Here is a 22,016-nt window from a genome sequence, read left to right as displayed (position 1 = left end):
TGTTCTCCAGGCGGGAGTCAATAGTGCGGCGGACGCTCGTCGAGCAGGCTGCGCCAGGGGCCGCCCGTGCCGTCGTTCTGTTGGTTGCGCAGCTGGCCGATCTGGGCGGCCATGGCTTCGATCTGCTTCTGCTGCTCGAAGACCAGCAGGTTGAGGCGGTCCAGCAGGTCTTCGGCAAAGCCGAGTTTGACCTCCAGTTCGGTGACGCGGGCAGCCAGTTCGTGTTCGTGTTCCATGGCGGTATTAAACCGCAGAGTGCGGCGGCTGTGACACAAGGAGGGCTTCTTTATCGTCTCGGGGTCGGATGACCATGGACATCAATCTCAGCGACTTCGAACAAATCCGCCACGAGTTGGCGCGCCCCCTGTTGCTGCTCAAGGGCGGGCAGGGCATCCTGGCTTGCGGCTACCTCAATGTGGCCACCTTCGACAAGACGGGCGAGGCGGCGGCCATCGTCACCGGCGTGTCCGATCACGCGCAGATGCTGCAGGCGCCCCTGATCGCGGTGAGCCAGGCCGCCCGCGCCATGGGGTTGCAAGAGGGCATGACCGGCGCGCAGGCCCTGGCCCGCTTCAAATAGGCGCCGCGAGGCTCAAGGCAGGTTCAGCTGCCACGACACGCCAAACCGGTCCTGCACCCAGGTGAATTTCCGGCTGAAGCCGTAGTTGTCCAGCGGCATGAGCGTCGCGCCCTGTTCGGCCAGGGCCTGGGCCAGGCGCGCGAGCTGGGCCTCGTCGTCGCAATCGACGAAAAAAGAGACACTGGGTGTAAAGCCGAAGCCGTGGGGGGTGGGGCTGTCGATGCACATCACGCGCTGGCCGGCCACGGTAAAGCGCGCCTGGTGGAGCGTGCCTGGCGCCCCCGGGCCACTGGCGCCGTAGCGCTCGAGGCTCTCGACGGCGCCATCGGGAAAGAGCGAGACGTAAAAACGCATGGCTTCTTCGGCCTGGCCCTGGAACATCAGAAACGGCATGGCGCGCATGAGGGTTCTCCGTCTATGGCTTGCGTACAGCATAGCGCCTGGCGCGCGCCGTGGCCCGGTTTGACAAAGGGGCCGGCGGCGGCCCACACTTATGGACATGTCGCCCATCATTGTTTCCGCCGTCCATTGCCGCCCAAGCACGGCCCGGTCCCGGGGGATGCGCGCGCGCTGAGCGCCAAACGCGAACGCAAGGCCTGCCCCGGCAACGGCGCAGGCCTTTTTTGATTGTCATCGGCGGCGCGGAGCGCCGCGAAGGTAGGCCATGTTTCAGATTCAAGCCGCCCGTTTTCCGCAAGACCGCGATGCCTTGATCGGCATCATCCGCGAATATATCGGCAGCACGCGCGTCAGCCTGGATTTCCAGAACTACGAAGAAGAGCTCGACGGGCTGCCGGGCAAGTACGCCGCGCCGCGTGGCCTGATGCTGCTGGCCTGGAAGGACGGCGGCGTGGTGGGCTGCGGAGGATTTCGCGAAGTGGACGCCCGCAGCTGCGAAATGAAGCGCGTCTATGTCCGGCCCGAAGCGCGCGGCCAACAGCTCGGCCGCCAATTGATGGAGCGCATTCTGCGCGAGGCCAAGGCCGCGGGCTATGCCCGCATCTGCCTGGATGTGCTGCCCGAGTTCCTGGCGGCCCGCTATCTGTACGAGTCGCTGGGCTTTCGCGAGGCCGAGCCGGTGACGCAGAACCCGGTGCCGGGCACGCGCTTCCTGGGCCGTGATCTCTAGGCCTGGGCGTTCCTTGCAAAGCAAAAACCCGGCGCGAGGCCGGGTTTTTGCTTGGGGCGCTGGCGATCTCAGTCGCGGCGGCTGGTGACTTCGACCAGGTGGTAGCCGAACTGGGTCTTGACCGGGCCCTGGACCTGGTTGACCGGGGCGCTGAAGACGACCTGGTCGAATTCGCGCACCATTTCGCCGGGGCCGAAGGTGCCGAGATCGCCGCCTTGGCGGGCCGAGGGGCAGCTGGAGTTTTCGCGGGCGACCTGGGCGAAGTCGGCGCCGTTTTCGATGGCGGTCTTCAGTTCCTGGGCTTTGGCTTCGGTGGAGACGAGGATGTGACGGGCGGAGGCTTGTGCCATGGTGTGGCTCCAGTGAGGGCCGGCCGCTGCGCGGGCCGGCGCCGGATGAATGGCGCGGGCAGGGCCCGCGTGGCCCGCTAGTGTAGCGCGGGCGGGCGGCTCAGTCCTCGTCGAGCAGGCGGGCCGCCCTGGAGGAGACGGCCGCGCCCGCCCGGTGGTAATGCATGACGGTGGCGACGCTGGCATGGCCGCTCATGGCCATGACCTCGGCCAGCGGCAGGCCTTGCCGCCCGGCTTCGGTGATGAAGCCGGCGCGCAGGCTGTGGGCGGCGTAGTTGCCGTCCAGCCCGGCCTGGCGCGCCCGGGCCTGGACCATGCGGCGCAGGGCCTCGGCGCCCAGGGCCTCGCCCACGATGCCGCCGCGGCGCACGCGGCGGAATAAGGCGCCGTGCGTGATGCCGGCGGCCGCCAGCCAGGCGTCGAGCGCCTGGGCGGCGCGCCCGGCCACGGGCTTATAGATATCGGGCCGGGCGCGGCCCTCCTGGTTGGTCTTGGAATGCGCCAGCACGTAGAGATAGCCCTCGGGCGTGCGGCGCAGGTTCTCCAGCGTGGCGGCCACGACTTCGGAGCGGCGGCGCCCGCCGCTGGCCCAGGCGAACAGCAGCATGGCGCGGTCGCGCAAGCCGATGAGCGTGTCGTCGCAAGTCGCCAGCAATTGTTCCAGCGGTTCGCGGGTGAGGGCGTCCTTGCCTTGCGGCAGATCGCCGCGCCGGGCGTAGGCGGCGCGGCTGCGCTGCATGAGGGTGCGCACGGCGTGGTCGCGGCAAGGATTGGGCAGCGCCTGCGTCTCATGGGCTTCGGACAACACCGCCAGGCGATGGCGCACCGTCGAGAGTTTCAGCGGCCCGGGCGCCCGCTTGGCGCCCGAGGCGACCAGCTGGCGGTCGATGGCTTCGGGCAGATCGTGCGCCAGCCCCGCCGCGGTGCTGTGTTCCAGGTGGTCGGCGATAAATTGCAGCACGGCCGCGACGGGCAGGGGCAGGGCGAAGGGCCGGCCCAGCCGCAGGGCATGCCAAGCCTCCCAATAGCGGATGGCCGCCAGATAAGCGGCTTGTGTGTTGGGCGAGCTGCCTTCGCGCAGCAAGGCGCGCAGGGAATCGCCGCTGCCGCCCAGGCGCGCCAGGGCTTGCCCCAGGCTGCTCGCGCCGCCCGCCGACGCGGTTTTCCGGGGAGTTGCCAGCCTGTCGGGCTTGGAATTGTTGTAAATCATATGTAGTATGTATTAAACAGTACTATCTAGCGATTTATAGCGCGGATAAACATCTATTATCCGCGCTAATTAAGACGTTGGCGCGCGCCGCGTAAAGGAATGATCATGGCCATCGGGGTTCAGCAAGAGGATGTCTGGGCGGCGGCGGATGCCCTGCTGCGGGCGGGCGAGCAGCCCACGATCGAGCGCGTGCGCCAGCATCTGGGACGCGGGTCGCCCAATACGGTGGGGCCGCATTTGAAGGCCTGGCTGCGCGAGCTGGGCGGGCGGCTGGACGGCGCCGGGCCGCCCGATGCGGTCATGGACGCCGCCCAGCGCCTATGGCGCGAAGCCCAGGCGCAGGCGCGCGCCGAGGCCGCGGACCAGGCCGCCCAGGCGCAGGCGGGGCTGCGGGCCGAGCGGGCCGCCATGGAGGCCGAGCGCCAGTCGCTGGCCCAGGCACAGGCGCGGCTGGCCCAGCGCGAGGCCGACCTGGAAGCCGCGCTGGCCGCCGCACAGGCTTTGGCCGGCGCCGCCCAGGCAAGAGCGCAAGCCTTGCAGGCGCGGCTGGAGGATGCTGAGGCCGAGCTGCAGACGCAGCGCCAGGCGGCCGAGGCGGCGCGGCAGGAGGCCCAGCGCGCCGAGCGCCAGGGGCGCGACAGCCTGGCCGCCGCCCAGCAGCAGCACCAGCAAGCCCTGGCCCAGGCCGAGGCCCGCCACGCCAGCCATGAGCGGCGCTGGCTCACCGACCTGGATGCCCAGCGCCAGGCCGTGCGCCGCCTGCAGGAGGAGCGCGATGCCGCGGCACGCAGCCTGGCCGGGCGCGAGCAGGCCCACGCCCAAGCGCTGCAGGTCTTGCGTGACGAGGCGCGCGCCGAGGTGGAAGGGCTGGCCGGCGCGCTGGCGGCTGCCCAGGCCGCGCAGGCGCACTGGCAGGCCCAGGCCGAAGCCGGCGCGCGCGCCCTGGCCCTGCACGAGCAGGCGTTGGCGCAGCGCCATGCCGACATGGAGGCGCATGCGGCCCAATTGCGCGCGCAGTTGGCGGTCAAGGACGAGCAGATCGCCGGCCTTTTGGCCGCCCCGCGCCGCGCGGGCCGGACGGCGCGGCCCGTCTAGGGGCCGCGGCTCAGCCGCGGGCGGCCAGGGCGCGGATACGCTCGGTGATCCCGGCTTGCAGCGGGGTGTAGACGATCATGCTCAGGTCCGGGCGGCCGTCCACCGCGAAGGCCGAGTATTCCAGCGCGACGCTGCCCAGCTGGGCGTGCCGGATGCGCTTGATGCCATCGCCGTCCGCATGGCTGAGCACGTCATTGCCGCGCCACAGCGCCTCGAACTCGGGGCTGGCCGAGCTGAGTTCGTCGACCAGGTCGGAGGCCTGCGCGCTGCGGCCGAAGCGCGCCACATCGGCGCGGAAGGTGGCGACCACGAAACGCGAGAGGCCCTCCCAATCATGCTGTCTGGCGCGCACGGCCGGGTCCAGGAACAGGATGCGCATGATGTGGCGCCCGGCTGGCGGCAGGGCGCCGTAGTCGGTGAACACCACGGCGGCGGCGCGGTTCCAGGCCACCACGTCCCAGAGGGCGGTCTTGATGATGGCCGGGCAGTCCCGCAGCGCGTCCAGCACGCGCTGCAGGCGCGGACTGACGCCTTCGTCCGGTGTGTGGCGCGGCTCGGGCGGGCGGCCCAGACCCAGGATGAACAGATGCTCGCGCTCGGTGTCGGTCAGCAGGAGCGCGGCGGCGAGGCGTTCCAGCACCTCGGGCGAAGCCGCGCCGCCTCGGCCCTGTTCCAGCCAGGTGTACCAGGTGGGGCTGATGTGGGCGCGCTGGGCGACCTCTTCGCGGCGCAGGCCCGGCGTGCGGCGGCGCCCGGAAAAGCCGAAGCTGGCCGGATCCAGCCGCGCGCGGCGGCTGCGCAGGAAAGCACCCAGGGATTCGTGCGGGAGCGCCATGACAGCAAGGGGGGTAGCATGCTTACTAGGATAATCTCACTACTTTAACGGGATAAACCGCCATAGGATAGTGAGCGCCTTCTTCCCACACTGAGGTAGGCATCATGCGTATTTTCCTGACGGGCGCGACCGGTTTCATTGGCCAGGCCCTGGTCTGCGAGCTCCGCCAGGCCGGCCATGAGGTCATCGGCATGACCCGTTCCGAGGCGGGCGCTCAAGTGCTGGCGCGGCTGGGCGCCCGTGCGCACTGGGCCACGCTGGATGATCTTCCCGCCGTGCGCCAGGGCGCGGCCGGCGCCGACGCCGTGATCCACGCCGCGTTCGGTCATGATTTCTCCCGTTTTGCGGCCAGCTGTGAAGAGGACCAGCGGGTGGTCGGGGTGCTGGGCGCCGAGCTGGCGGGCTCTGATCGCCCCTTGATCGTGACCTCCGGCACCGGCATGGGCCTGCCCGAAGAGGGCGGGCCGGCGATCGAAAGCGTCTTCAACCCGAAGCATCCCAATCCCCGCCGCGCGACCGAGTTGAAGGTGGAGGTCCTGTTGCGCGAGGGCATCAATGTGTCCGTGGTGCGCCTGCCGCAAGTGCACAACCCCTTGCGGCAGGGCTTGGTCACGCCCTTGGTCGAGGTGGCGCGCGACAAGCGCGTGGCGGCCTATGTAGGCGAAGGGCAAAACCGCTGGCCGGCCGGCCACCTATCGGATGTGGTGCGTCTCTTCCGCCTGGCCGTGGAGGCGGGCGAGCGCGGCGCGCGCTATCACGCCGTGGGCGAAACCGGCATCGCCATGCGCGACATTGCCGAAGCGCTAGGGCGGAATATGCGGCTGCCCGTGGTTTCCCTCGCCCCCGAGGACGCCGCCGCGCATTTCGGCTGGTGCGCGATGTTCGCCACGATGGACATGCCGGCCTCCAGCGCCTGGACGCAGGCCCGCCTGAACTGGCGCCCCAGTGGCCCGGGCCTGATCGAAGACCTCGACCAGGGGCGTTTTTTCTAGCCCGTGGCGGGCAGGCGCGGCGGCGTCCGCGTCCCGGTCTGCGAGCCCCTGTCACCGGTTGTCCGGCGCGCCCGACACAAGCGACCGGCCCCGGGCGATACTCCTTGGTATTCGCGGGGAGGGGCATGGACACTGAGTTGGCTGCCGCCTGGCGGGCCTTGATGCAAGGGGACCCGCTGGCGGCGTTGAACGGCGTGGCGCGGCGCGACGATGCGCCGGCGTTGGCATTGCGCGGCGTGGTGATGGCGCGCATCGGCGATTTCGACCGGGCGCGGGCGCTGCTGGCGCGCGCGGCGGCCGGTTTTGGCGCGCGCCAGCCGCAGTCCCGGGCGCGTTGTCAGCTGGCGCTGGCCGAGATCGCGCTGGCGCGCCGCGAGCTGCGCGGCGTCGACGCGGCGCTGGCCCGGGCGCACGCGGCCTTGCGGGACGATCCACACAACGCCGCCTATGCCGTGTATTTGCGGGCGCGCAGCTGTCTGCTGGCCGGGCATGTGGTCCAGGCGCGCGCCTTGCTGGAGCAGGCCGATCCCGGCGATCTGCTGCCCCGCTTGCGTCCGGCCTGGGATCTGCTGATGGCCGGCATCCAGATGCGCGGCCTGGATGCGCGGTCGGCGGCGGTCGTGGCCGAGGCCGGCCTGGCCGAGGAGATCGCGCGCGCCATGGCGCAGCTGGACGCGCCGGCGGCGCTGTTGGCCGGCGCCGGGGGCGGACGCCTGCTTTGCCTCGATGAGGTGCAGGCGCTGTTCGACAGCGGCCGGCTGGTGGTCGATGGCTGCCGCCATGGGTTGCGCGCCGGCGCTTTGCGGGTGGATTTGCGCACACGTCCGGTGCTGCTGGCGCTGGCGCGTGAATTGGCCCTGGCCTGGCCCGCGGATGTGGACCGCGAAACCTTGCTGCGCCGGGTCTTTCGCGCCCGGCGCATCGATGAGACGCATCGTGCCCGCCTGCGGGTGGAAATAGGCAGGCTGCGCCAGAAGATCGCGCCGCTGGCGCGCGTGCAGGCCACCGCCGGCGGCTATGCGCTGTTGCCTCGCGAGCCGGCCGGCGTGGCGGTGGTCCTGCCGGCGGCCACGAGCGCCGAGCCGGCGATCTCCGCCTTGCTGGCCGACGGTCAGGCCTGGTCGGCCGCCGCGCTGGCCCAGGCCCTGGGCCTGAGCGCGCGCACTGTGCAGCGCGGCCTGCAGGCGCTGGCCGCCGAGGACGGGGCGCGGGCGGTGGGGCAGGGCCGGGCGCGGCGCTGGCTGAGCCCGCCCCTGCCGGGATACCCGACAGACTTGTTACTCCCCGTCCATGAGCCGCCTGCCTAGAATGGGCTGCACCGATTCCTTGGAGATCATCATGGCTAAGACAGTGCATCAGGCGGAAATCCTGCGCGAGTACGGACCTTTCGACGGTGAGCCGCCCATCCACGGCGTGAGTTATGACGGCCGGCATGTGTGGTTCGCCACCGGCGGGCAGTTGCTGGCCATGGACCCCGCCAGCGGCAAGGTGGTGCGCGAGCTGAAACTGAAGGCCGACGCGGGCACGGCCTGCGATGGCCGGCACCTCTACCAGATCGGCGGCGACGTGATCCAGAAGATCGACATGGCCAGCGGCCAGGTAGTCGCCAGGCTGCCCCTGCCCGGCAGCGGCTACTCGGGGCTGGCCTGGGGCGAGGGCTCGCTATGGGTGGGACATTGGCGCGAATGCCTCATCCTCGAGATCGATCCCGCCAACGGCGCGGTGCTGCGCACGCTGCGTTCGGACCGCTTCGTCACCGGCGTGACCTGGGCGCGCGACCAGCTCTGGCATGGCGTGGGGGATGGCGGCGGGCAGGGAGAGCTCAGGCGGGTGGACCCGGCTTCGGGCGAGGTGCTGGAGCGCATCACCCTGCCCGAGGACGTCGCCGTCTCCGGCCTGGAGTCGGATGGGGCCTCGGGCTTTTTCTGCGGCGGGGGCCGCAGCGGCCGGCTCAGGCGGGTGAAGGCGGCGGCTTGAAGGCCGGCCCGGCGCCCGATGCAAGGGCGCCGGGCCGGCCTGCTATCCTCTCGGGGACCGCCACTGAAGAGGAAGCCCCCCATGCAAGCCGTTTTCATCGATGCCAATCCCACCCTGGCCGCCGTCGCCGAACGCTTGCACCGCCCGGACGATCCCGGGCTGGTCATCAACCGGCAGCCGGACATCAGGCCCGAGCAGATTCCGGGCGTGCTGGGCGGGGCCGGGATCGCGATCATCGACCATACGCATCTGCCCACCGAGGTGGCGCGGGCGTGCCGGGGTCTCAAGCATGTGGTCTTCCTGGGCACGGGCGCGCGCTCCTATATGAATCCTGAGGAATTGGCCGCCCTGGGCATCGAGGTGCACATCATCAAGGGCTATGGCGACACGGCCGTGGCGGAATGCGCTTTTGCCCTGATGTGGGCGGCGGCGCGCAGTTTCAGCAAAATGGACCGCGCCATGCGCGCGGGGCAATGGCTGCGCACCGATGCCGTGCAATTGACCGGCAAGACCCTGGGCCTGCTGGGCTTTGGCGGCATCGCCGCCGAAATGGCCAGGCTGGCGCAAGGCGTGGGCATGGAGGTCCTGGCCTGGAACCGCAGCAGCAAGTCGCATCCGGGCGTGCGCTTCGTGACGCCGGACGCGCTGCTGGCGCGCAGCGATGTCCTGTCGCTGCATCTGCTGCTCAATGACGAGACCCGGGGCTGGCTATCGGCCGAGCGCATCGCGCGGATGCGCGACGGCGCCATCCTGGTCAATACGGCGCGCGGCGCCCTGGTCGACGAGGCCGCGATGATCGCCGCCCTGCAAAGCGGCAAGCTGCGCCATGCCGCGCTGGATGTGTTTGACGTCGAGCCCATGCCGGCCAGCCATCCGCTGTACGCGCTGGACAATGTCACCTTGTCGGCGCACTCGGCCTTCCGCACGCCCGAGGCCAGCGACAACCTGATCGAAGCCGCCCTGCAACATTGCCGGCGGGTGGCGGCGGCCTGATGCTCGCAGCGCTGCGAATCTCGTAAATATCAAAAATTCGCAGCGTATTGTAGTTATCTTCGTTCTTCTTGCCTTCATTTCGGCCTGGATCTAATCTGAGCGCATGCTTTCTCAGACGCTCCGATATGGTCCCGGCCGGCTATAGCCCCGCACTCGTTCTGCTGTCCGTCGCCCTGGCGGTACTCGCTTCCTATACGGCGCTGGCGATCGCCGCGCGCATCGTCGTCGAGCGCGAGGGGGTGGGCTCGGCCTGGCTGTGGGTGGGCGCCTGCATCACGGGCTTCGGCCTGTGGGGCATGCACTTCGTCGGGCTGCTGGCCTTCGGTCTGCCCCTGCCCTGGGGCTATGGCCGTCTGGCCACCCTGATCGCGCTGCTGATCGCCGTGGCCTTCGCGGCCCTGGCGCTGTGGCTGATGACACAGCCCGGACTGGCGCGCTGGGAGCGGGCGCTGGGGGCGGTCATCGTGGGCACCGGGATCGCCGGCATGCATTACACGGGGATGGAGGCCGTGCGCATCGCGTCGGGCTTCTCCTGGCCCCTGGTGCTGCTGTCTTTTGCCGCGGCCATCCTGGCCGCCGGCCTAGGAATCTGGCGCGGCGCGCGCCAGCGCGCCTATCCCGAGCGTCCCTCCTTGCGCGCCTGGGAGGCGGGCGCCATGGGCTTGGGCTTTTCCGCCATGTACTACAGCGGCATGGCCTCGGCCGTGCACGGCGGAGGCGCCGGCACGCTGTCGCTGGCCATCAGCGCCGATGGGCTGGCCGCCACCATCCTGGGCCTGACCGTGGCGCTGTCGCTGGCGGCCAACAAGCTGTCGGCCAGCTATGCGCAGACGACGGCCAGGAGCGCCGAGCTGGCCACCTCGCTGCAGGAGGCGCGCCACCGGCTTTCTTATCTGCATTCCCACGACAGCGTCACCGGGGCGGTCAATCGCCGCATGTTCGACAAGCGGCTGGCCGCCGCCATCGACCGCGGCCGCGCCGAGGGCGGCATGCTGGCGCTGCTGGTGATAGACGTGGATAGCTTCCGGGCCATCAACGAGGCCTACGGCTATCCGGTGGGCGATGAGGTCCTGATGCACGCGGCCCAGCGCCTGTCGCTGGCGGCCGGGCCCGACGACAGTTTCGCGCGCCTGGGCGGAGACGAGTTCGTCGCGGTGGCGACGGTCGAGCGCGCGGCCTACGCCGGCCATGTGGCCGGCAACTATCTGGCCAGCCTGCGCCAGCCGTTTCGGGTGCTGGGGCAGGAGATCCGGCTATCGGCCAGCGTGGGCATCGCCGTCTACCCGCATGATGGCGTGGACCCGCACGCCCTCATGGCCAAGGCCGAGGCGGCCAAGGCGCACGCCAAGAACCTGGGCCGCGACCGCTACGCTTTCTTCGAGCCGACCATGAACGCCGGCAGCGACCGCCATCTGCGCGTGATCGAGCACTTGCGCCTGGCGATCGAGCGCGGCGAGCTGCGGCTGTTCTACCAGCCCAAGGTCAAGGCGGCCACCGGCGAGCGCATCGGCGTCGAGGCCCTGCTGCGCTGGCAGAGCAAGGAGCTGGGCTATGTGCCGCCCGGCGAGTTCATCCCGCTGGCGGAACAGACCAATCTCATCCTGCCATTGCAGGCCTGGGTGCTGGACGAAGCTTGCCGGCAGGTCGTGGCCTGGGACCGGCAGGGCGCGGATATCCGCACCGTCGCCGTCAATATCCCGGCGCTGCAGTTCCAACAGGCCGGTTTCGTCGACGACATCGCCGCCACGCTCAAGCGGCACGGGCTGCATCCCAACCGCCTGGTGCTGGAGATCACCGAGACCACGGCCATGAAGCAGGGCGCGCAGAGCGTGAAGATCATGCGGCGGCTCTATGCCATGGGGGTGGGCCTGTCCATCGACGACTTCGGCACCGGCTACTCCAGCCTGTCCTATCTGAAGCGTTTTCCGGCGCGCGAACTGAAAATAGACCGCGGGTTCCTGGTCGAGCTGGAGCGCGATACCGAGGATGTGTCCATCATCTCGGCCATCCTGGCGCTGGCCCATGCCTTGCGGCTGTCGGTGGTGGCCGAAGGGGTGGAAACCGAGGCCCAGCGGCAGTTGCTGGTGGACCTGGGCTGCGATGTGCTGCAGGGCTATCTGACCGGCCGCCCCGCGCCGGGCTGGGCCTTCGATCCCGAGGCCCCGGATGCCCCCGTCTACGGCCTCAGAACACCAGCGCCGCGCTCACCATGAAGGTGCTGGTGCTGTCCGGGCGCCGTGTGCTGCTGATCGTCGGCGTCCAGCGCGCCGACAGCGACAGCGAGCGGTTGTTCGCCAGCTTCCGGTCATAGGTAAGAATGGGGCCCAGGGCCCAGTCGCGGCCCTTGAAGCCGTTCAGGCGGTCCGCGGTGGGGCCGGAGTCGGCGCCCAATTGCTGTTGGGTGCCCACGATCAGGCCGGCGCCCACGCCATTGCCAAACATATGCCGGGCCATCACGTCCAGGCCGAAGATGGGGGCGTTGCGATAATCCGTGGCGTTATTGCGCGTATACAGCTGCAGCGAAGCCACCGCATCGAGCTGCATTTTGGATTCAGGGAATATGCCGGTATAGGGCCGGCGCCCTGGCCGATGCTTTTTTCACCCCCGACCAGCAGGGGCGGCGGGCGTTCGAGCGCGGGGACTTCCAGCAGGCGGCCGCGGCGTTCGAGGACCCCTATTGGAAGGGGCGGGCCGCCTATGAGGGCGGCCAGTATCCGGCCGCGCTGGCAGCCTTTGCCCGCCTGCGCACGCCCGAAGGCTGGTTCTACCAGGGCAATACCCAGGTCAAGCTGCATCACTGTCAAGCTGGGCCTGCACGCCGACTTCACCAAGGGCTGGACGGGCTGGACCAATGTCTCGGGTTCCTGGGGCGCGCATCACTACCAGCAGTACGTGGCGCGCAAGGGCGAGATCAACGCCTGGGACAATCCGGACTTCGTCGCCGCCGTCAAGGCCACCGGCCGCAAGACCCTCATCATCGCCGGCACCATCACCAGCGTGTGCATGGCCTTTCCGTCCATCAGCGCCGTGGCCGAAGGCTACAAGGTCTTCGCCGTGATCGACGCCTCGGGCACCTACAGCAAGATGGCCCAGGAGATCACGCTGGCGCGCGTGGTACAGGCCGGCGTGGTGCCCATGGACACCGCCGCGGTGGCCTCCGAGCTGCAGCGCACCTGGAACCGCGCCGACGCCGCCAAGTGGGCCGAGGTCTACACCAAGATCTTCCCGGCCTACCAGCTGCTGATCGAAAGCTATGCCCGCGCCCAGGACGTCGTGAAGAACGGCGAAATCCTGGATTCGCAGCGCTGAACCCTGCCCAGGTGCCAGGCACACCCCAAGCGCCGGCCGCGACACCGCGCCCGCGGTGTCTGGCACCTGCCGGATTATGGTCCCGCTGTCTTCCCGCCCGTCCCCCGCGGCGGGCGCGGCAGCTCGATGGCAACGACCGCCACCCAGCCCAGGGCATAGGCCAGGATGTCCCATCCGTCGGCGGTGCTGCCCAGCACCATGCGCAGCACGGGGTTGGGCAGCCGCCAGCCGAGGTGGGCGGCCGCGTATTGGCCCAGCTCGACGAACACGCCCATGCCGAAGGCCAGCCCGGCCAGCGCCAGCACGTGGGCGCGCAGAAAGATCTTGAACAGGTAATAGACCCAGATCACCGCCAGGGTGTCGCCCAGGAAGCTGCGCACCCAGCCCCAGCCCGCGCCCGCCGTGGCCAGCACGGCCAGCGCGATGAACAGCAGTAGGGCGGCGGCCAGGGCGCGGGGGTTGAAGCAGATCGTCATGCGCGTGATCGTAACCCGCCCCGCGCGCGGCCGGAAACGGTCTAGTCCAGGCGGATATCCGCGGCTTCGATCAAGGCTTTATAGGTCTGCGACTTCTGGTCCAGGCGCTGGCGCAGCTCGGGCAGGGGCCAGGTCAGCGGCTCGAAGGCGAAGGTGTCCAGGCGCTTGCGCACCTCCGGCATGGACAGCACCCGGGTCACATCGGCATAGACCTTGTCGCGCACGTCCTGCGGCAGGCCCTTGGGCGCGAGCAGCGAGACGATGGAGTTGACGTCCAGCTGCGGCGGGCCGCCGGCCTCGGCCACGGTGGGCACATCCGGGAACTGTGGATGGCGCTTGGGCGCGGCGATGGCCAGGTAGCGCAGTTTGCCGCTGTCATAGACCGGGCGGGTGGACGGGATGGTGCCGAAGGCCCAGTCCACATCGCCGTTGGCCACCGCGGTGTAGAGCTGGCTGACTTCTTTGTAGGGCACATGGATCATGCGGGTGCCCGTCAGCGAGGCCAGCCATTCGCCGCCCAGGTGGCCCGGGCTGCCCACGAACCAGGAGCCATAGGTCAGGCTGTCCTTGCGGGTCTTGGCCGCCTCGATCAGGTCGCTCATCGTCTTCCACGGCGATTTCTGGCTGACCGACACCATGAACGGGGTGTAGAACAGCGGCGCGACCAGGTCGAACTTCTGCAGCGGCACGTAGTTGCGCGCCTTGTACAGATGGGGCAGGGCCGAGACGTGCTCGCTGTCGAGCTGCAGCAAGGCATAGCCATCGGCCGGCAGCTTGGCCACGGCCTCCATGGCGATGAAGCCGCCGCCGCCGGGGCGGTTTTCCACCACCACGGGCTGTTTCCAGAGCTTGCCGAGTTCCTGGCTCAGGATGCGCAGCACCACGTCGGGGCCGCTGCCCACCGAAAAGGCGGTGTACAGCGTGACGGTGCGGCTGGGATAGGCCGGGGCCTGGGCCCGGGCCCAGGGGCTGGCCAGCAGGCAGCTGGCGGCCAGGGCGGCGGACAAGAGTTGACGGCGGCGTTTCATGGTGTGTCTCCTGGAGCTGTTGTTATGGCTGGGGAAACGGCGGAAAAAAACGTCAGATGCGGGGCCCTTGCATGCAGTTCTCGGCCTTCCAGCCGTACAGCCATTGCAGGCCGTCATAGAAGCGCGATTGGGGGCAGTCCTGCCACAGCGCGTTGCGCACCGCGCGCTCCACGCCCTTGGCGTGGTAGATGCGGCCCATTTCGCGGGTGGACCACACCACGCGCGCGCTGCGCGGAATGCGCAGGGACTGGTAGAGCTGGAGCGCGGCGGGCAGGTCGCCCTCGCATTGCTGCACCGACAGGCCCAGCGTCACGGCATCCTCCAGCGCCATGCACGCGCCCTGCGCCATGTACTGGGACATGGGATGGGCGGCGTCGCCCAGCACGGTGGCGCGGCCGAAACTCCATTGTTCGACCGGCTCGCGGTCGGCGGTGGCCCAGCGGCGCCAAGAGGTCGGGCGGTCCAGCAACTGGTGGGGCCGCGCATGAATGCCCTCGAAATACGACAACACTTCCTCCTTGCTGCCGTCGCGCACTCCCCATTCTTCCTGTTCGCGGCTGTGGAAGGTGACCACGAGGTTGTATTGCTCGCCGCCGCGCAGCGGATAGTGCACCAGGTGGCAGCGCGGGCCGGCCCAGAGCACCGGGGCGTTGATGCGCAGGTCCTCGGGCATGTTGCCGCGCTCGACCACCGCGCGGTAGACCACGTGGCCGGTCACGCGGGCCGGGTCGCCGATCAGGCTCTGGCGGACCACGGACTTCACCCCGTCACAGCCGATGACCATGTCGGCGCGATAGACATTGCCTTCCGTGTCGCGGACCTCGGCATAGCCGTCGCCCTGTTCGAAGGACTGGATCTGGGTGGAGGTGCGGAAGGTGATCAGGGGGTCGTGCCTGACGCCTTCGAGGATGGCGCCGTGGATATCGGCGCGGTGGATCACCGCATAGGGACCGTTGAAGCGGTCGCGGAAGGCCTGCCCGGTCTCGATGCGCACGACCTCGGTGTTGTCCACCGCGTCCATCATGATGATGTGATCGGTGAACACGGCTTTCTGGCGTGCCATCTCCCCGACGCCCAGGGCGTCCAGTGCCGCGAAGGCGTTGGGCCCGAGCTGGATGCCGGCGCCGATCTCGCCGATGTGCGAGGCCTGCTCCAGCAATTGAACCTGGATGCCTTGACGGGTGAGGGCCAGGGCGGCGGCCAGGCCGCCGATGCCGCCTCCCACCACGATGGCCGTTTGCCGGGCGGATCTGCCCACCGATGCTGTATTCATGTCTCGTCTCCGGACCCCGCCGCCGGCGGAGTCGTACTGTCCTTGTCCGGGGCCGCCATGCGCCTGGCGGCCCCGGGGTGCTGCCTACTTGGAAAAATCCGGTTGGCGCGAGGGCGCGGCGGCCTGGAACGCGGGCTGGGCCGAGCAGTGTTCGTACACGCGCAACACGCGCGCATAGGGCGACAGGTCGCAGTTCATGCGTTGGGCATTGGCCACCTGGGGCACCAGGCAGCAATCAGCCAGCGTGGGCGCGTCCCCGAAGCAGTAAGCGCCATGGCCGTGACGGGCGAGCAATGCCTCGACGGCGGTCAGCCCCTCTTGTATCCAGTGGGCGTACCAGGCGTTCTTCTGCGCCTCGGTCACGCCCAGCACGTCCTGCAGATAGCGCAGGATGCGCATATTGTTGACAGGATGGATGTCGCAGGCGATGGCCTGCGAGACCTCCAGCACGCGGGCGCGCGCCAGCGCGTCGGCCGGCAGCAGGCGGGGCTCGGGATGCGTGGCGTCCAGATAGTCGATGATGGCCAGCGACTGCGACAGCCGAAGCTCGCCCTCGACCAGCAGCGGCACGCCGGCCGAAGGGTTGAGCGCCACATAGCCGGCCTCGCGCTGCTCCTGCTTGCGCAGGTTGATGGGCAGGTACTCATAGGGCAGTCCCTTGAGCGCCAGCGCGATGCGCACGCGATAGGAGGTCGAGCTATTGAAAAAATTGTAGAGCTGGGTCACTGCGTCACCTTGACCTTGAGCGTGCCCAGGCCATCGACGCCGCCTTCCATCAGCTGGCCGGCCACGACCGGGCCCACGCCTTCGGGTGTGCCGGTGAAGATCAGGTCGCCCGCCTCCAGGCGGAAGTAGCGTGACAGATAGGCGATGGTCTCGGCCACCGACCAGATCAGCTTATCCACATTGCTTTGCTGCTTGGTCTGGCCATCGACGTTCAGCCAGAGGCCGGCATGGTGGATGTCGCCGGCCTGCGCGGCCGGGTAGAGCGGGCCCATGGGCGCGCTCTGGTCGAAAGCCTTGCCCAGCTCCCAGGGACGGCCGGCCTCGCGCATCTTCATCTGCAGGTCGCGGCGCGTCATGTCCAGGCCCACCGCATAGCCCCAGACGTGTTCCAGCGCGGTTTCGACGGGGATATCGGCGCCGGCCTTGCCGATGGCGGCCACCAGCTCGATCTCGTAGTGGAAGTTGGCGGTCTCGGCCGGGTAGGGCAGCGACAGCGTCTCGCCCTGCGCCACCGGCACGACGGCGTCGGCGGGCTTGCAGAAGAAGAACGGCGGCTCGCGGTCCGGATCGAAGCCCATTTCGCGGGCGTGCGCGGCGTAATTGCGGCCCACGCAATAGACGCGGCGCACGGGGAATTGTTCGGCGCTGCCGGCCACGGGAACGCCGACCACGGCCGGCGGGGCGAATACATAAGCCATGAGAAAACCCTTGCGGAAACAAAGAAGAAAACAGGGCGCCGGCTGGCGCCCCGGTTATTCAGCCCTCGCGGGACTCGCGCCACAGGCCGAGCGCGGCCTGCACCGGGCGGTCGGAATAGCTGAACAGCACCGCGTCGTTGAGCGCGGCCAGCTGCACCGGCATCCACGACGGCACCACGAAGACATCGCGCGGGCCGAAGGCGAAATCCTGGTCGCCGATGCGCGCCGTGCCGCGGCCTTCGACGACGCTGTAGATGGTCGAGTCCGTGCTGCGGTAGGTGCGGCCCTGGAAGCCGGCCGGCAGGAACTGCATGAAAGTCGCCATCGTCGGAATGGCGTGACCGCCGGTGGCCGGATTGACATAGCGCAGCTTGACGCCGTCCCAGGCATCGAGCTCGCCATGGCGGTAGAGCTGGTCCAGCGCCTCGCGGCTGCGGGCGTAGGGATAATTGAAGATGGGCGAAGCGCCCACGCGCGAGGCATCGTGGCGCACGGGCAGCATGTTGTAGCCATAGCGGGCCATGCTGTCGCCTTCGGCGCGCGTGACCGGCTGGGTGGCGGCCGGGTAGTTTTCGGCGAAGCCGGCGTCCAGGGCCCGGATCAGCGGGATGTCCAGGCCGTCGAGCCAGACCACGGGTTCGCCGCCATCGACGGTCTCGGCGTTGCCGTGGTCATGCCAGGTCCACGAGGGCGTGATGATGAAGTCGCCCGGATGCATGGTCGTGCGCTCGCCATTGACGGCCGTGTAGGCGCCACTGCCTTCGACGATGAAGCGCAGCGCCGATTGCGTATGGCGGTGGCTGGGGGCGACTTCGCCGGGCAGGATGAGCTGCAGGCCGGCATACAGCGTCTGCGTGATGCTGGCCTGGCCGGGCAGGCCGGGGTTCTCGAGGATGAGCACGCGGCGCACGGCTTCCTCGGCGGTGATGAGCTCGCCCGAGGTCAGCACGTCGGCGCGCAGCTCGTCGTATTTCCAGAGAAAGGGAATGCAGCGCGGCGCCGGCTTGGGCGGCACCAGGCTGTGCAGCGACTCCCACAGCGGGCTGAGATGCTTGGCGGCGATGCGGGCGTAGTAGTCCGCGCGCGCCTGGGAGTGTCCATCGGCCATATCTGTCTCCTTGCGCCGGTATTCCGGCTTGTCCTGGGCGGCTGACGCCCGATATGGAGCGCATTATGGTGCTTCAGGTATGTCAAAAAAAATGATATTTTCTTATTGATCATACAAAATCAAGTATATCTGGAGCGAGACATGGATTGGACCCACCGGCTGCGCCTGCGGCACGTCAGGATGTTGCTGAGCCTGGCGCAGACCCACAACCTCAGCCACTCCGCCGTCATCCTCAACACCACCCAGCCGGGCCTGTCCAAATGGCTCAAGGACCTCGAGGAAGACATCGGCCTGCCGCTGTTCGAGCGCCACGCCCGCGGCCTGGTCCCCACGCCCTATGGCGAGGTGCTCATCGCCCATGCCAAGCGGCTGGACTCCCAGCTTGACCGCGCCAGCAGCGACATGGAGGCCCTGCGCGAAGGCGGCAGCGGCCGCGTGGTCATCGGCGCCAGCGGCGTGGCCGCCTCGGATACGGTGCCGCTGGCCATCATGCGCATCCTGGACCGCATGCCGTTGGCGCGCGTGAGCCTGGTCGAGGGCACGACGGACCGCCTGACCGAGCAGCTGGCCCAGGGCGACCTGGACCTGGTGCTGGGCCGCGCCGATCCGGAGTTCCGCGATCCCGTGCTGGCAATGGAGTCGCTGTTCGTGGACACCATCCATCTCGTGGTGCGGCCGCGCCATCCGCTCTTGCAGATCAAGAGCCCGCGCTGGCCGGACATGCAGGCCTACCGCTGGATCATCTGGCCCAAGGGCACGCCCGTGCGCAATGCCCTGGACAATGCCCTGGCCGAGGCGGGCCAGGCCCTGCCGCGCGACACGGTGGAGACCAACTCGGTCACGGCCAACCTCACCCTGCTCAACAACAGCGACATGATAGGCGTGGCCTCGCACCGGGCGGCCTTGAGGCTGGCGCAGCTCAATGTGATCCGCATCCTGCCCGTGCGCCTGTCGGGCTTTGGCGCCGTGGCCATGTACTGGTCGCGCGATGCCTTCATGTCGCAGGCGGTGCGCCTGGCCATGGACTGCCTGCGGGAAGTGGTGGCCGGCGCCGACCGGGAGGGCGTCGCGCCGGCCTGAGCGCGTCAATAAGGCGGCGCGACCACGCGGAACTGCACGCTGGCGCCGGCATAGACCGGCTCATACCAGGCATCGCCGCAGTGCTGATAATTCACGCCATTGATGGTCTCGCCGCGGCAGTCCGGCGGCAGCGAGGCCACCATGGAGCCGATGGCCGCGGCGGTCACGCCCACGGCCACGCCCGCCCACACCGGGTCGTACCAGCCCCAGCCCCAGCCGTAGGGCGGGGGAGGCGGCGGCGGGGGGGGTGGGGGATGCGGTCCGGGCCCCGGGCCAGGTCCGGGGTGCGGCCCGGGGCCCGGATGTGGTCCAGGCCCAGGCCCAGGCCCAGGTCCAGGTCCAGGTCCAGGTCCAGGTCCAGGTCCAGGTCCAGGTCCAGGTCCGGGTCCGGGTCCGGGTCCGGGTCCGGGTCCGGGTCCAGGCCCAGGTCCAGGTCCAGGCCCAGGCCCAGGCCCAGGTCCAGGTCCAGGTCCGGGTCCAGGTCCAGGCCCGGGGTGTGGCCCAGGTCCGGGGTGTGGCCCTGGCCCTCCATCGGGCAGGCGCCGGGGACCTGGCTCGAAGCCGCCGCCGGCAAAGCGGCCGCCTTCGTGCATGCCGCCTCCCTGGAAATGCGCAAAGCCGCCCGCGCCATGCAGGCTGCCGCGCGCCATGCCGATGGCCCGGAAGGCCAGCGCGTCGGCGCTGACCACGGCCAAGAGCGCGCTCAGTGCGCAACACGCCAAGCGGGGTCTGCTCATCGCGGCTCTCCTGCGGTCACGGCCTGCAGCGGCAGGCGCTGCGCGCCGGCTGGCGCGTGGAACACAAAGGCGTCCTTGGGCAATCTGGGCCGCAGATCCCAGCGATAGTCCACCACATAGCGCGGCCGCGAGGGATAGGCGGTGTCGGTCAGCACTAGCCGGCAGGGCAGCGGCCGGGCGCCGGTCTGCAGCCAGATCTCCCAATCGACGCCCGGTTGCCGGAAGGCATAGTGATGGCACCAATCGCCATTGATGCGTTCGGCGCCGATCTCGCGTCCGGACTCGACGTTCTCCTGGGACACGCGGCCCCAATAGAACAGGTCGGCCAGCGGCGGCTCGATCCCGTATTGGGTGGCCAGCCATGACACCAGCCCATCGAGATCGGGCGGCGCGGCGGTGGCGCTGTAGTAGGCTGGGCCCTGTCCGGCCCGGCTGGTGAAATTGACGGTCTTGCCGTCGTAGACCATGCCGCGTTCGGCGCCGCCGCCGCGCACCGTGGCCCGCAGGCCGCGGGGGCGGGAGACCAGCAAATCCGTCTCATGGCTGACCGAGATGTTCTGGCCGCTGTCCATGACCACATCGGCCCAGCTGCGGGCGGTCACGCGAAAATCCTGCAGGCCGCGCAGGGCGCGGCCCATGCGGTCCAGCGCCGCCAGGGCGGCGGCGTCCTCGGTGGACGCCGAAGGTGGCGCGGCCGCCGCCGGCAGGCAGGCCAGGGCGCTGGCGGCCAGCAGGCCGGCCAGGCAAAAACGACTCACTCGCTCAGACATGGCACATCCTGTTCAGGGCATACACGGGATCACACAAGCCAGCGACAAGAAGGCTGCCGCGCAGCCAGTCTGCGGCGGCGGACGGGTTTCGTCAATGTCGCTATCGAGGCGGGCGCAACAGGACGCGAAGCTCTGTATCAAGAACCTACCAGGGCTGGCCGCCCGCGGCATTCTATGGAATAAACGCGATGCGTCCGTTCAACGGAGTCCCCATGGCCAATCGCTCTTATCTGTTCGCCATCAGCCACCCGCCGGCATCGCACGATGACCGCCCCCTGACCGTCAGCGGCCTGTCCGAATGGGCATATGAGCTGCCCTTTCTGTATCGCCTGTTGGCCAGCGGCGACCCGCGGTTGTGCGCCAGCCTGATCTCCGACACGCTCGACGGCGCCGCCGTGCCGCTGCACGCCATCGCCAGCCCGTTCGAGCCGGGCCTGGCGCGCGTGCAGCGCTTTGCCGACATCGTCAAGACACTGCCCGGGGCCCAGCCCCCGCCGCCGCCGCCGACTTCCGTGCTGGGCAAGATCAAGAGCCTGTTCGGTCCGGCCGAACCCACGGGAGATGCGGCCCGGGCGCTAGGCGACAGGCTGGACGACATGCTGGCGTTCCTGCGCGCGCACCGCGACCGCTATGTGCTGCTCGAAACGCTGGAGCTGGACGTCATGGCCGAAGGCGAGCCGCAGGCCTTGAAAGCCAGGGTGGAGGACGAGATCGAGCGCTGCCGCCAGGCCGGCGCGGCCCTGGACGCCTTGCCGGCCGATATCGATCAGGCCGCCCGGGTGCTGCAAGCCGCCACCACGCACAAGGGCGAGGCGCCGCTGGATGCCTTCTTCGGCCTGCGGCTGGACCGCGCTTGCGACGGCACGCCCGCCCGGATGGCGGATTATTCCCTGGGCATGTACTGGAGCGACGTCCTGTACTACGACCTGGCGGGCGGCCAGCCCGACGAAGCCGGGCAGGGCGTGCCCGGCTGAGCGACGCGCCGCGCGGTAAAAAAGCCAGTCCGATGGACTGGCTTTGGGTTCAGGCCTGCGCTTCGGCGAGCGCGCGCTGGACGGCCGGGCGGGCGGCCACGCGGGCCAGGTAGGCGGACAGCTTGGGGAAGCGGCTCATGTCCACGCCGTCGCCTTCCAGCCAGCTGCCCACGGTGAAGAGGTAGCCGTCGACGGCGCTGTAGGCCTCGCCCGCCACCCAGGGCCCGGCGATCTGCGATTCCAGGTAGGCCGCGCAGGCCGTCATGGTCTGCGGCACCTTGGCGCGCATGGCTTCGTGCGCGGCCGGGTCGTCGGCCCAGCGCGCGCCGCGCCGCTTGTGCGCGTGCGCGACGTGGGCGGTCGAAGCCAGGTAGCTGGCCAGCTCCTGCATGCGGGCGAAGGCGAAGGGGTCGTCCAGCGGCGCCAGGCGCGCGGCCGGGAAGCGCTGGGCGACAAAGGCCAGCAGGGCCGGGGTCTCGGTCAGCACGCCGTGCTCGGTGGCCAGGGCCGGCACGCGGCCCTTGGGGTTGACGCTCAGATAGGCCGGGCTTTGCTGCTGGTTGGCCGACATGTCCAGCTTGACCAGGTCGAACTCGGCGCCGGCTTCGTGCAGGGCGATATGGGTGGCCAGCGCGCAGGTGCCGGGGGCCGTGTAGAAAGTCCAGCGAGACATCGT

General features: G+C 69.4%; 25 protein-coding genes and 3 pseudogenes. 12 read left to right on the top strand and 16 right to left on the bottom strand.

Annotation, left to right across the window (positions count from 1 at the left end; all coding sequences use genetic code 11):
• Positions 1–17: 17 nt before the first annotated feature.
• Positions 18–236, bottom strand: coding sequence for a SlyX family protein (locus tag AXA74_RS14705; RefSeq protein WP_029581062.1), 219 nt, complete (start codon positions 234–236; stop codon positions 18–20).
• Positions 237–310: 74 nt separating this feature from the next.
• Between AXA74_RS14705 and AXA74_RS14700 the strand changes: the two genes are divergently transcribed.
• Positions 311–580, top strand: coding sequence for a YunC family protein (locus tag AXA74_RS14700; RefSeq protein WP_029581061.1), 270 nt, complete (start codon positions 311–313; stop codon positions 578–580).
• 12 nt (positions 581–592) lie between these two features.
• Here the strand turns inward: AXA74_RS14700 and AXA74_RS14695 are convergent, their stop codons facing one another.
• The gene (locus AXA74_RS14695; RefSeq protein WP_126623584.1) at positions 593–982 is read right to left on the bottom strand and encodes a VOC family protein; all 390 of its coding nucleotides are present in this window, start codon (positions 980–982) and stop codon (positions 593–595) included.
• Positions 983–1,244: 262 nt separating this feature from the next.
• On the opposite strand from AXA74_RS14695, the gene AXA74_RS14690 reads away from it, so the two are divergent.
• Positions 1,245–1,709 carry a GNAT family N-acetyltransferase gene (locus tag AXA74_RS14690; protein ID WP_029581059.1) on the top strand — a complete coding sequence of 155 codons (465 nt, stop codon included), beginning with the start codon at positions 1,245–1,247 and terminating at the stop codon, positions 1,707–1,709.
• Positions 1,710–1,777: 68 nt separating this feature from the next.
• On the opposite strand, the gene AXA74_RS14685 is transcribed toward AXA74_RS14690, so the two are convergent.
• Both AXA74_RS14685 and AXA74_RS14680 read right to left on the bottom strand, forming a co-directional pair.
• Positions 1,778–2,059 carry a peptidylprolyl isomerase gene (locus AXA74_RS14685; RefSeq protein WP_029581058.1) on the bottom strand — a complete coding sequence of 94 codons (282 nt, stop codon included), beginning with the start codon at positions 2,057–2,059 and terminating at the stop codon, positions 1,778–1,780.
• Between the two features lie 100 nt (positions 2,060–2,159).
• Positions 2,160–3,269, bottom strand: a complete 1,110-nt coding sequence (locus AXA74_RS14680) for a site-specific integrase (RefSeq protein ID WP_230588838.1) — start codon at positions 3,267–3,269, stop codon at positions 2,160–2,162.
• Between the two features lie 105 nt (positions 3,270–3,374).
• Here AXA74_RS14680 and AXA74_RS14675 point away from each other — a divergent pair, with 105 nt between their 5' ends.
• Positions 3,375–4,364 carry a DNA-binding protein gene (locus AXA74_RS14675; protein WP_032979276.1) on the top strand — a complete coding sequence of 330 codons (990 nt, stop codon included), beginning with the start codon at positions 3,375–3,377 and terminating at the stop codon, positions 4,362–4,364.
• Positions 4,365–4,374: 10 nt separating this feature from the next.
• Here AXA74_RS14675 and AXA74_RS14670 read toward each other — a convergent pair whose 3' ends face one another.
• Positions 4,375–5,199: a helix-turn-helix transcriptional regulator gene (locus tag AXA74_RS14670; protein ID WP_032979275.1), complete on the bottom strand. Its 825-nt coding sequence runs from the start codon at positions 5,197–5,199 to the stop codon at positions 4,375–4,377.
• 104 nt (positions 5,200–5,303) lie between these two features.
• On the opposite strand from AXA74_RS14670, the gene AXA74_RS14665 reads away from it, so the two are divergent.
• From AXA74_RS14665 to AXA74_RS14645, 5 genes are all read left to right on the top strand, one after another.
• Positions 5,304–6,191 carry an SDR family oxidoreductase gene (locus AXA74_RS14665; RefSeq protein ID WP_032979274.1) on the top strand — a complete coding sequence of 296 codons (888 nt, stop codon included), beginning with the start codon at positions 5,304–5,306 and terminating at the stop codon, positions 6,189–6,191.
• Positions 6,192–6,316: 125 nt separating this feature from the next.
• Positions 6,317–7,498, top strand: coding sequence for a hypothetical protein (locus tag AXA74_RS14660; RefSeq protein WP_032979273.1), 1,182 nt, complete (start codon positions 6,317–6,319; stop codon positions 7,496–7,498).
• 31 nt (positions 7,499–7,529) lie between these two features.
• Complete coding sequence (locus tag AXA74_RS14655) at positions 7,530–8,168, top strand: NHL repeat-containing protein (RefSeq protein WP_032979283.1); 639 nt, start codon at positions 7,530–7,532, stop codon at positions 8,166–8,168.
• 81 nt (positions 8,169–8,249) lie between these two features.
• Positions 8,250–9,161 carry an NAD(P)-dependent oxidoreductase gene (locus AXA74_RS14650; protein ID WP_029581051.1) on the top strand — a complete coding sequence of 304 codons (912 nt, stop codon included), beginning with the start codon at positions 8,250–8,252 and terminating at the stop codon, positions 9,159–9,161.
• Positions 9,162–9,286: 125 nt separating this feature from the next.
• Positions 9,287–11,374 (top strand): putative bifunctional diguanylate cyclase/phosphodiesterase, encoded by a 2,088-nt coding sequence (locus AXA74_RS14645; RefSeq protein ID WP_048940150.1) that lies wholly within the window; start codon positions 9,287–9,289, stop codon positions 11,372–11,374.
• On the opposite strand, the pseudogene AXA74_RS14640 reads toward AXA74_RS14645, so the two are convergent.
• Positions 11,346–11,732 (bottom strand): annotated as a pseudogene (locus AXA74_RS14640) (transporter); the annotation flags it as partial. The gene AXA74_RS14645 and the pseudogene AXA74_RS14640 overlap by 29 nt on opposite strands.
• On the opposite strand from AXA74_RS14640, the pseudogene AXA74_RS24695 reads away from it, so the two are divergent.
• Together AXA74_RS24695 and AXA74_RS14635 are read left to right on the top strand one after the other, a co-directional pair.
• Positions 11,732–11,977: pseudogene (locus AXA74_RS24695) on the top strand (hypothetical protein); the annotation flags it as partial. The pseudogenes AXA74_RS14640 and AXA74_RS24695 overlap by 1 nt on opposite strands.
• Positions 11,978–12,041: 64 nt before the next feature.
• Positions 12,042–12,470: pseudogene (locus AXA74_RS14635) on the top strand (isochorismatase family protein); the annotation flags it as partial.
• Positions 12,471–12,544: 74 nt separating this feature from the next.
• On the opposite strand, the gene AXA74_RS14630 reads toward AXA74_RS14635, so the two are convergent.
• From AXA74_RS14630 to gtdA, 6 genes are all read right to left on the bottom strand, one after another.
• Positions 12,545–12,946, bottom strand: coding sequence for a ribosomal maturation YjgA family protein (locus AXA74_RS14630; RefSeq protein WP_029581047.1), 402 nt, complete (start codon positions 12,944–12,946; stop codon positions 12,545–12,547).
• 41 nt (positions 12,947–12,987) lie between these two features.
• The gene (locus tag AXA74_RS14625; RefSeq protein WP_029581046.1) at positions 12,988–13,974 is read right to left on the bottom strand and encodes a Bug family tripartite tricarboxylate transporter substrate binding protein; all 987 of its coding nucleotides are present in this window, start codon (positions 13,972–13,974) and stop codon (positions 12,988–12,990) included.
• Positions 13,975–14,026: 52 nt separating this feature from the next.
• Entirely contained in the window at positions 14,027–15,247 is a 1,221-nt protein-coding gene (locus tag AXA74_RS14620; RefSeq protein ID WP_029581045.1) for a 3-hydroxybenzoate 6-monooxygenase, read from the bottom strand.
• 84 nt (positions 15,248–15,331) lie between these two features.
• Entirely contained in the window at positions 15,332–15,973 is a 642-nt protein-coding gene (gene maiA, locus AXA74_RS14615) for a maleylacetoacetate isomerase (protein ID WP_032955293.1), read from the bottom strand.
• Positions 15,970–16,671: a fumarylacetoacetate hydrolase family protein gene (locus AXA74_RS14610; protein ID WP_029581043.1), complete on the bottom strand. Its 702-nt coding sequence runs from the start codon at positions 16,669–16,671 to the stop codon at positions 15,970–15,972. The genes maiA and AXA74_RS14610 overlap by 4 nt, the downstream gene beginning before the upstream one ends.
• A gap of 58 nt (positions 16,672–16,729) precedes the next feature.
• Positions 16,730–17,779 carry a gentisate 1,2-dioxygenase gene (gtdA, locus tag AXA74_RS14605; protein WP_029581042.1) on the bottom strand — a complete coding sequence of 350 codons (1,050 nt, stop codon included), beginning with the start codon at positions 17,777–17,779 and terminating at the stop codon, positions 16,730–16,732.
• Between the two features lie 141 nt (positions 17,780–17,920).
• Here gtdA and AXA74_RS14600 point away from each other — a divergent pair, with 141 nt between their 5' ends.
• A complete protein-coding gene (locus AXA74_RS14600; protein ID WP_029581041.1) occupies positions 17,921–18,859 on the top strand; it encodes a LysR substrate-binding domain-containing protein in 939 nt (312 codons plus the stop codon).
• A 5-nt stretch (positions 18,860–18,864) separates the two neighbouring features.
• Here AXA74_RS14600 and AXA74_RS14595 read toward each other — a convergent pair whose 3' ends face one another.
• The 3 genes from AXA74_RS14595 to AXA74_RS14585 all read right to left on the bottom strand — a co-directional run bounded on the left by AXA74_RS14595 (position 18,865) and on the right by AXA74_RS14585 (position 20,366).
• Entirely contained in the window at positions 18,865–19,032 is a 168-nt protein-coding gene (locus AXA74_RS14595; RefSeq protein ID WP_155271751.1) for a hypothetical protein, read from the bottom strand.
• Positions 19,023–19,391, bottom strand: a complete 369-nt coding sequence (locus AXA74_RS24225) for a hypothetical protein (RefSeq protein ID WP_155680874.1) — start codon at positions 19,389–19,391, stop codon at positions 19,023–19,025. Before AXA74_RS24225 ends, AXA74_RS14595 begins: the two co-directional genes overlap by 10 nt.
• Positions 19,392–19,592: 201 nt before the next feature.
• Positions 19,593–20,366, bottom strand: coding sequence for a DUF2092 domain-containing protein (locus tag AXA74_RS14585; RefSeq protein WP_032979270.1), 774 nt, complete (start codon positions 20,364–20,366; stop codon positions 19,593–19,595).
• Positions 20,367–20,578: 212 nt separating this feature from the next.
• Between AXA74_RS14585 and AXA74_RS14580 the strand changes: the two genes are divergently transcribed.
• On the top strand, positions 20,579–21,340 hold the full coding sequence (locus AXA74_RS14580) for a DUF7822 domain-containing protein (protein ID WP_032961995.1): 762 nt from the start codon (positions 20,579–20,581) through the stop codon (positions 21,338–21,340).
• Positions 21,341–21,389: 49 nt separating this feature from the next.
• On the opposite strand, the gene AXA74_RS14575 is transcribed toward AXA74_RS14580, so the two are convergent.
• Positions 21,390–22,013, bottom strand: coding sequence for a glutathione S-transferase family protein (locus AXA74_RS14575; protein WP_029581036.1), 624 nt, complete (start codon positions 22,011–22,013; stop codon positions 21,390–21,392).
• Between the last annotated feature and the right edge of the window lie 3 nt (positions 22,014–22,016).

Source organism: Bordetella hinzii LMG 13501, assembly GCF_001548475.1.
Classification (GTDB): Bacteria; Pseudomonadota; Gammaproteobacteria; order Burkholderiales; family Burkholderiaceae_B; genus Bordetella; species Bordetella hinzii.
The sequence above is the reverse complement of the archived record's forward strand: the minus strand, read 5'-3'. Positions and strand labels throughout refer to the sequence as shown.

What these genes read in the sequence shown, in the direction of transcription:
- AXA74_RS14705 (WP_029581062.1), bottom strand. Translation starts at nt 236, where the DNA reads ATGGAACACGAACACGAACTGGCTGCCCGCGTCACCGAACTGGAGGTC.
- AXA74_RS14700 (WP_029581061.1), top strand. Translation starts at nt 311, where the DNA reads ATGGACATCAATCTCAGCGACTTCGAACAAATCCGCCACGAGTTGGCG.
- AXA74_RS14695 (WP_126623584.1), bottom strand. Translation starts at nt 982, where the DNA reads ATGCGCGCCATGCCGTTTCTGATGTTCCAGGGCCAGGCCGAAGAAGCC.
- AXA74_RS14690 (WP_029581059.1), top strand. Translation starts at nt 1,245, where the DNA reads ATGTTTCAGATTCAAGCCGCCCGTTTTCCGCAAGACCGCGATGCCTTG.
- AXA74_RS14685 (WP_029581058.1), bottom strand. Translation starts at nt 2,059, where the DNA reads ATGGCACAAGCCTCCGCCCGTCACATCCTCGTCTCCACCGAAGCCAAA.
- AXA74_RS14680 (WP_230588838.1), bottom strand. Translation starts at nt 3,269, where the DNA reads ATGATTTACAACAATTCCAAGCCCGACAGGCTGGCAACTCCCCGGAAA.
- AXA74_RS14675 (WP_032979276.1), top strand. Translation starts at nt 3,375, where the DNA reads ATGGCCATCGGGGTTCAGCAAGAGGATGTCTGGGCGGCGGCGGATGCC.
- AXA74_RS14670 (WP_032979275.1), bottom strand. Translation starts at nt 5,199, where the DNA reads ATGGCGCTCCCGCACGAATCCCTGGGTGCTTTCCTGCGCAGCCGCCGC.
- AXA74_RS14665 (WP_032979274.1), top strand. Translation starts at nt 5,304, where the DNA reads ATGCGTATTTTCCTGACGGGCGCGACCGGTTTCATTGGCCAGGCCCTG.
- AXA74_RS14660 (WP_032979273.1), top strand. Translation starts at nt 6,317, where the DNA reads ATGGACACTGAGTTGGCTGCCGCCTGGCGGGCCTTGATGCAAGGGGAC.
- AXA74_RS14655 (WP_032979283.1), top strand. Translation starts at nt 7,530, where the DNA reads ATGGCTAAGACAGTGCATCAGGCGGAAATCCTGCGCGAGTACGGACCT.
- AXA74_RS14650 (WP_029581051.1), top strand. Translation starts at nt 8,250, where the DNA reads ATGCAAGCCGTTTTCATCGATGCCAATCCCACCCTGGCCGCCGTCGCC.
- AXA74_RS14645 (WP_048940150.1), top strand. Translation starts at nt 9,287, where the DNA reads ATGGTCCCGGCCGGCTATAGCCCCGCACTCGTTCTGCTGTCCGTCGCC.
- AXA74_RS14630 (WP_029581047.1), bottom strand. Translation starts at nt 12,946, where the DNA reads ATGACGATCTGCTTCAACCCCCGCGCCCTGGCCGCCGCCCTACTGCTG.
- AXA74_RS14625 (WP_029581046.1), bottom strand. Translation starts at nt 13,974, where the DNA reads ATGAAACGCCGCCGTCAACTCTTGTCCGCCGCCCTGGCCGCCAGCTGC.
- AXA74_RS14620 (WP_029581045.1), bottom strand. Translation starts at nt 15,247, where the DNA reads ATGAATACAGCATCGGTGGGCAGATCCGCCCGGCAAACGGCCATCGTG.
- AXA74_RS14610 (WP_029581043.1), bottom strand. Translation starts at nt 16,671, where the DNA reads ATGGCTTATGTATTCGCCCCGCCGGCCGTGGTCGGCGTTCCCGTGGCC.
- gtdA (WP_029581042.1), bottom strand. Translation starts at nt 17,779, where the DNA reads ATGGCCGATGGACACTCCCAGGCGCGCGCGGACTACTACGCCCGCATC.
- AXA74_RS14600 (WP_029581041.1), top strand. Translation starts at nt 17,921, where the DNA reads ATGGATTGGACCCACCGGCTGCGCCTGCGGCACGTCAGGATGTTGCTG.
- AXA74_RS24225 (WP_155680874.1), bottom strand. Translation starts at nt 19,391, where the DNA reads ATGGAGGGCCAGGGCCACACCCCGGACCTGGGCCACACCCCGGGCCTG.
- AXA74_RS14585 (WP_032979270.1), bottom strand. Translation starts at nt 20,366, where the DNA reads ATGTCTGAGCGAGTGAGTCGTTTTTGCCTGGCCGGCCTGCTGGCCGCC.
- AXA74_RS14580 (WP_032961995.1), top strand. Translation starts at nt 20,579, where the DNA reads ATGGCCAATCGCTCTTATCTGTTCGCCATCAGCCACCCGCCGGCATCG.
- AXA74_RS14575 (WP_029581036.1), bottom strand. Translation starts at nt 22,013, where the DNA reads ATGTCTCGCTGGACTTTCTACACGGCCCCCGGCACCTGCGCGCTGGCC.